At 58.4% G+C, this 7,139-nt stretch carries 5 protein-coding genes and 1 pseudogene; 3 read left to right on the top strand and 3 right to left on the bottom strand.

Going from position 1 to position 7,139, the window contains the following annotated elements; all coding sequences use genetic code 11:
* Positions 1-40: 40 nt before the first annotated feature.
* From hpnI to GSQ91_RS03335, 3 genes are all read right to left on the bottom strand, one after another.
* Positions 41-1,207: a bacteriohopanetetrol glucosamine biosynthesis glycosyltransferase HpnI gene (hpnI, locus tag GSQ91_RS03345; RefSeq protein ID WP_158819836.1), complete on the bottom strand. Its 1,167-nt coding sequence runs from the start codon at positions 1,205-1,207 to the stop codon at positions 41-43.
* Positions 1,208-1,301: 94 nt separating this feature from the next.
* A complete protein-coding gene (locus GSQ91_RS03340) occupies positions 1,302-2,549 on the bottom strand; it encodes an ABC transporter permease (RefSeq protein ID WP_158819835.1) in 1,248 nt (415 codons plus the stop codon).
* On the bottom strand, positions 2,549-3,775 hold the full coding sequence (locus GSQ91_RS03335) for an ABC transporter permease (protein ID WP_158819834.1): 1,227 nt from the start codon (positions 3,773-3,775) through the stop codon (positions 2,549-2,551). The genes GSQ91_RS03340 and GSQ91_RS03335 overlap by 1 nt, the downstream gene beginning before the upstream one ends.
* 250 nt (positions 3,776-4,025) lie before the next feature.
* Between GSQ91_RS03335 and GSQ91_RS25800 the strand changes: the two genes are divergently transcribed.
* From GSQ91_RS25800 to GSQ91_RS03325, 3 genes and pseudogenes are all read left to right on the top strand, one after another.
* The gene (locus tag GSQ91_RS25800) at positions 4,026-4,994 is read left to right on the top strand and encodes a prealbumin-like fold domain-containing protein (protein ID WP_254064341.1); all 969 of its coding nucleotides are present in this window, start codon (positions 4,026-4,028) and stop codon (positions 4,992-4,994) included.
* Positions 4,984-5,118: pseudogene (locus tag GSQ91_RS26160) on the top strand (hypothetical protein); the annotation flags it as partial. The gene GSQ91_RS25800 and the pseudogene GSQ91_RS26160, both read left to right, overlap by 11 nt.
* Before the next feature lie 84 nt (positions 5,119-5,202).
* Positions 5,203-6,876 carry a choice-of-anchor D domain-containing protein gene (locus GSQ91_RS03325; protein ID WP_158819833.1) on the top strand — a complete coding sequence of 558 codons (1,674 nt, stop codon included), beginning with the start codon at positions 5,203-5,205 and terminating at the stop codon, positions 6,874-6,876.
* Positions 6,877-7,139 lie beyond the last annotated feature (263 nt).

Below are 7,139 nucleotides of genomic sequence, written 5' to 3'. Positions count from 1 at the left end.
AAACAGGAAACAGGAAACAGGAAACAGGAATGGATCCGATTCAGACCCGCTCTAGTCGCCCGCGCCGCAGACGAAATCGTTCGCCGCGCCATACGACTACATCCGAAGCGTAGCTCCACGCCCAAAAGAACAGCCCAAAGCAGTCGCGCAGGGGCAACAGGATGAGATCGCGCAACACCTGTCCGTCGCGCAGGATACCGACGCCAACCGTCAACGCGACCGCCACGCGCACCAGCAGCGCGAGGCTGAGCAGCGAGAAGCTCCACAGCGCGCCGCCGCTGGCGATCACCGCCGTCAGCGCCCACGGCAGCACATACGTCACACCCAGCCCGAGATAGCCCGCGCGCCGCGAATCGCGCGTGGACCGCGACCAGCGCAACTGGTGTTCGCAAAAGCTGCGCAGTGTGTAGGGGGGGACGGTCGTCGCAACGACCTCATGCACGAGTTCCACGCGATAGCCCGCGCGAGCCAGGCGGGCGCCCATCTCATAGTCGTCGGCTAGCTGCTCGACCAGAGCCTCAAAGCCACCGATGCTGGCCAGCGCAGTCTTCGTCGTCGCCAGGGTTGAGCCCAGCCCGAAGCGAATGCCGCCTTCGAGCTTGCGCGCGGTGAGAACTCCGGCCATGAAGTCCGTCGAGATGCCGAGGGCCTCCAATCGCGACCATAGTGTGTTTTCAGAGCGTCCGATGTATGGCGCGGTCACGAGCCCGGTCTTCTCCTGCGCAAACGGCGCGATCACGCGCGCAAGGTACTGCGGTGAGACGAGGATGTCGCTGTCGTTCACGACGATGTGCTCGAAGCGGGCGTGCGGCAGCATCTGCGCGAGGTTCGAAACCTTGCCGTTCGACCCTAGACGCTCCGGGCACTCCACCAAGCGGATGCCGATCTGGGGATAGTCAATGCGCAGCCGTGCAATCTCCGCGACTGCAGGATCGTCCAGCGAGCTTACGCCGAACAGCAGTTCGTACTCGCCCGCGTATTGCTGCATGCAGTGGCTGACAAAGCCCGCATACATGCGCGGATCGACACCCTTCACCGGCTTCAGAATCGAGACACCCGGGGCGAACCCGTCCACGTTCAGCTTCGCCGCCGCGCGCGAATCATGCTCAAATGCCCGCGCTCCAAGGAGCGCCAGCAAACTATAGGCGATGCCGCTCGCAGTCAACAGCGCCGCGACAATCTCAACTGCGAGCGAAAGAGTTTCCATCTAGTTAGTGTAGAAGAACGGGGAAAGAGAGAAGAGAAAACAGAGATGAGAGATCAACGGGAATTTGTGTTTCTCGATGTTCTCTGATCTCTCTTTACTCATACCTCAGCGCGTCGATTGGATCGAGGTTCGCAGCTTTCCATGCCGGATAGATTCCGAAGACTAGCCCGATGCCGCACGAACTCAGAAACGCCGCCAGCATCCACAGCAGGCTCACCTGGCTCGAGATCAAGAACTTCAGCCCAAGCGCAACGATTGCCCCTAAGGCGATTCCAATGACACCGCCGACGGCGCACAGCACAATTGCCTCCAGCGTGAACTGCAGCAGAATAGTCTGCTTGGTCGCGCCGATGGCCTTGCGCACGCCGATCTCCCGGGTACGCTCGGTTACGCTCACCAGCATGATGTTCATCACGCCGACGCCGCCCACCATCAAGCCGACGGCGCTCAGACCAAACATGAGCAGGAAGAGGCTGCCCGTGATCTGCGTCCACAGCTTGGTAAGCGAGTCCGAACCGAAGATAGCGAAGGTGTCCTCGGCCTCGTTGCGCACCTTGCGGCGGCGGCGCAGCAGTTCGCGAATCTCATCGGTTACGAGTTCCTTGTTCTTCTGATCGTCAAACTTGGCGCTGAGCCAGTAGTCGAGCACCTCAGGGTGCAGTTTATGAAATGTAGTGATGGGGAAGTAGGCATAGCTATCGTTGGGATTCTTACCGCCGCCGAAGGCCTGTTTCTGTTTCTCCAGGGTTCCAACGACGGTAAACGTGCGACCTTCAACGGTAATATCTTTGCCGATGGGATTGATGTTTCCAAACAAGTCCTCCGCTGTATCGTGGCCCAGCACGGTTACATCGGAAGCAAGATTCTGGTCGGTCTGCGTAAAGTAACGGCCTGCGTGGATGTCCTGGTCGTAGACAGCCTGCGTGGACACGGTGTCGCCTTCAAGCGAGACATTCTCCACCTTCTTTTGGCCATACTTCGCAACCGCTGATCCCACACCGAAATCGAAGTTCGTATATTGCAGGGTCGCCGACGACGCCGAAACATGCGGCAACTCCCCTATGGCTTGCATATCGTCCATCGTCAGTTGCTTGCGGTTCAGCTGTTCGGGCGTCGGACGATGCCCAAAGACTTCAAACCGAAATACCCAAAGTACGTTCGTACCCAGCGACTCGACCAGCCCCGAAACCGATGAGTTCAATCCATTGATGACCGATGAAATCGTGATCACTGTCATCACACCGATGACAATGCCGAGGATGGTCAGGCCCGAGCGCAGCTTATTGGCGCGCAGTGTGTCGAGGGCCATTTTTACGGATTCACGCTGGTCGCTTGCTCGCATTAGAATTCGCTCCTCAACGCCACAATTGGATCCAGTTCAGCTGCCTTGCGGGCTGGGTAGACACCGAAGAACAGACCAACCGATGCCGCTACAAAGAGTCCGGCAAAGATGCTCCACAAGGCAACGGCAGCAGGGAAACCCAGCAATACAGTTATGCCCTCCGCCGCTCCTACCCCCAAAACCACACCGACGGCACCGCCGAGAAAAGCCATTGTCGCGGACTCCATCAGGAACTGCTTCAGGATGTCGTCCCGCCGAGCGCCGAGTGCTTTGCGCACTCCGATCTCGCGGGTGCGCTCGGTCACGCTGACCAACATGATGTTCATGATGACGATGCCGCCCACAACCAGCGAAATGCCTGCAATCGCCACGGCCACAGCCTCAAAGCCGCCGCTGATCTGCTTCCATAGACCGACCAGCGTATCGCTGGTTTCGAGTGTGAAGCTGTCTGGCGCGCCAGGCAGGTCGTGCCGTCGTCCGCGCATCAGGACCCGCGCTTCGTCGGTGGCGGTCTCCATCGCTCCCGGTGCACTGCCCGCTTTCGCATAGATCGTCAGCGTCTTCGCCGTGCCATAGGTCTTCCGGAACGTGGTCAGCGGCACAGCTACCCAGTTGTCCTGACTCTGCCCAAGGGTCTTGCCCTGTTTTTCGCCCAGACCAATAATCGTGTACGGCACGCCGTCAACGCGAATCTCCTTGCCGATAGGATCATCGCCCTTCAACAGGTTCTCTTCGATGTCGGACCCGATGAGCGCGACGTGCGCGGCGTGGTCTTCGTCCGCCTGTGTCATGTCGCGGCCTTCCACGATATCGAGATTCTGCATCTCGGCCATCAGCGAGGTGTAGCCGCGGATGGTGGTGTCGGTACTCGACTGCGTGCCGTAAACGATCTTGCCGATGCTCGCCTGCAGTGCGCCGACAGACAGGCAGTGCTGGCACTCGCTCTGGACCGCACGGTAATCGTCCAGCGAGATGATCTTGCGCTTCTCGTAAGTCAGAAATTCGGCATAGTTGCCGGTAAAGGCCGCCTGCTTGGAGATCGTGAACACATCGGCGCCCTGCTTGTTCACCTTCGTCGCGACATAGACGTTCGCACCATTGACCAATGTGACCACGGCGATGACCGACGCTACACCGATGACGACGCCCAGCAGCGTCAGCACCGTACGCAGTTTGTTGGCCCACAGCGATTGCAGCGCTATCCGAAATGCCTCTTTTGTCTCCATAGGGGGAACCGTTTCAAGTTTACCGCGTCTACCGCACACATCGCGGGGCCGGGAGACACACGTCTCCGAAGTTCTGTACGTGTGAGGTTACAGGACGGTTCCGTTTGCCTGGATGAACATCAGGTTTGAGTGAGTCACTCTATCTCCTGGATATCCGTAAATTCACTGGACGGACGATCAGAAAGCGATAGAATGGGCGCGTATTCATGTCACATTTTTGCCTTGGGACCCAGCAATAGCGAGGCTGCACATGACACCCGTCCGTTCCCTGAAGCTGATCTTTCCGATGGCCGCACTGCTGCTGCTTGGCGGATGCGGGACGCAAGCCTCTCATCAAGTTGTTTCGAGCCCGCTGGCCGGTATCAGCGGGCAGGTGCATGGAGGCCAACAACCGGTAGCGGGCGCGACGATTCAGCTCTATACCGTAGGAACCGGCGGCGACGGTTCGGCCTCGACGCCGTTGCTGACCGCGACGGTAACTACCGATGCCAATGGGAGCTTCAACCTGGCAGGCCTCTACTCGTGCACGAGCGCGACACAGGTCTACCTAACGGCGACAGGCGGCAATCCCGGAGTCTCGCAGAACAACCCCAACCTCGCTCTAATGGCCGCGCTGGGGCCCTGTTCCTCCCTGGCGTCTATCCCGTTCGTGGTCGTGAATGAACTGACAACAGTGGCGGGAGTTTCTGCGCTAGCCCCGTACATGACGTCGCTGTCGGCAATCGGTTCGGGCACAAGCGATGCCGCCGCACTGGCCACAGCGTTCGAGCTGTCCTCCGAATTCGTGAATTTTTCGACAGGGACAACACCAGGCTTGAATGTACCGAGCGGGTTGACCGTGCCCGCTGCGGAGATCAACACGCTGGGCGATATCGTGGCCACCTGTATCAACTCCATTGGGGGAACAACGGGAGATAACACGAACTGCGGCAATCTGTTCAGCCTGACAACGCCAGCCAATGCCACAGCGCCGACAAATACGATTGCGGCGTTGTTGGACCTGGCCAACAATCCGGCGCTTAACACACCCGCGCTCTACGCTATGACGCCGCCAACTGCACCCTTTCAGCCGACGCTGTCGATCGCGCCGCCAGATTTTCGGATACGGCTCATACCAGCTTCAGGCACAACCGTGCTGCAAATCACACCTTCCTCCATCGCGTTTCCCAACACGGCTATCGGTTTCACATCCGCAGCTCAGCCGCACGATTACGAATAGCGGATCTACGGCGATCACGATTAGCTCCATCGCGATTACAGGCGCCAACGCGGCTGATTTCTCGCAGACAAATGATTGCTCCAGCCTCGCACCTGCTGCAAGTTGCACCGTACAGGTAACTGCCGCACCATCGGCAAGTACTACGAGCAATGCGTATCTCGGCGTTACTTCAAGCAGCCCCGATTCTCCCCAATATGTTGCGCTTTCGGTGACAGGCACAACCCCGAATGGCGGCCCCGTAACGATTACTCCATCGACCCTCAGTTTCACCGTTGGAGGCACAGTTCAGGACGTCACCTTATCGAACTTCGGGTCGACTCCACTCGCGATCAAGAGTATGACGGCGACGGTGACCACCGTTAATGGACCGCCCTTTGCACCAACCTATTCCATTGCAAACACCACCTGTGGAAGCACGCTTCCGGCACAATCGGTCTGTACCATCTCGGTAGCCTCTCTCGGAGGAGTTGAATTTAACGGAGAGCCGGCAACCTCCGCTGGCACGCTCACGGTCGTAGACGACGCCGCAGGGGGGCCACAGACTGCCGCACTTACCTCCACCAACACTGGTGAGTTCGTTACCACCGGCTCTGAACTTTTCTCGGGCGTTGCGTCCTTCCCGGCAAACCAAGTGGGCTATCAGCAGACCCAGAACGGCTACAACTATCAGTCCACCGGCCACTACGGGGCACCAGGCCTTTCTTTGGCGTTGTCTGGATCCGATCCTGGCGACTTCACAGACAGCATAAGTCTGGGCGGCTCCCCTGTTGCGTCGAATTGCGCTCCGGGGTTGGGGCAACAATGCAACGTCACGTTCAGTTTCACGCCCAGTGCGGCAGGCGCACGCACCGCAAAGGCTGTTGTCAATCAGGGAAACCAGTACATATTGTTGACGGGCACAGGAGTCGGTCCAGGGGCATCGTTCACACTTGGCTCGTCCTCGATCTCCCTTGCTAGTAACTTACCCAGTGCGCCCGATCCTTACAGCAACACTCAGGCGTCGGTTCCGCTAACCATTACAAACACCGGCACGACCACCTTCGGTTTCTCGGCGAGCTTTACCGGGCCAAACGCTGCATTGATGGCCGCCAGCGCAGGCAATTGTGCCTCCGTAGCTCCCCAGGCATCCTGCACGGCAACCATTGGGTTCAGCTCGACCAGCTTAGGTACGTTCACGGCTTCAGTCATCATCAAAGATGCGAATTCCACCTTCTCCCGAAACCTTCCCATCATCGCCAATACGTCATATTGGCCTGTGGTAGCGTCTCCTGGCCTCTTGCAATTTGGCCTGCAGGCTCCAGGTACAACCAGTGCAGCGCAGACGTTCACGCTAGCCGATCCGAACGGATATCCGCTGGGTCACTCATTTAGCGTTACGCTGCCGTCGCCCAGCAACTTCGTCTTGACGGAAGGCTCCACCTGCCCGGCGAGCCTGACGCAGGTCTGCACCCTGGCTATCGCCTTCCATCCTTTCCAAACGGGCTCCGTCACCGAGTACGCAACCGCCACAGACGAGATCAGTGGGGACACGCATACCATAGAGCTTATTGGCAGCGGCGGTGCTGCTGCCGTCTCTCTTTCTACCTCCGCGCTCGTGTTCCCTGCACGCTCTAGCGGCACCACCTCAATCCCCATGAGTTTTACGTTGACCAATACGGGTACAGCGAACCTCACGATCAGCAGTATCAGCATTCCAGGGGCGGTCAATGGCAACTTTACCCAAACCAACAACTGCCTCTCAACCGTCGCAGTCAGTGGAACCTGCACGATCAATGTAACGTTTGCCCCCACAACAACGGGTTCTCAAACAGCAGCGGTTCAGATCCTCAGCAATGCGGCTTCGTCACCAGATTCGGTCTCGTTATCAGGAACGGCAAATTGAATGAAGGAAGTAGAGCCATAAAACATCCCTTAAGGAAGCCCTGAACAAGTGGGCAAGCCTTCCCTTCTTGATGCAGAGCGCGATGCCGACGTTTGTGGCGCGCAGAGCGTCGTTCCCTCATGATGCAGAGCGCGATGCCAACGTTTGTGGCGCGCAGAGCGTCGTTCCTTCAGCGGCTAAAGCCGCACTGATTCCTGGAGATTTACGGCGGGACTAAAGTCCCGCCCCTTCAGAGCAAAGTACTTGTTCCGATCAAAGCAAGA

Source organism: Granulicella sp. S156 (assembly GCF_009766105.1).
Lineage (GTDB): Bacteria > Acidobacteriota > Terriglobia > Terriglobales > Acidobacteriaceae > Granulicella.
The sequence above is the reverse complement of the archived record's forward strand: the minus strand, read 5'-3'. Positions and strand labels throughout refer to the sequence as shown.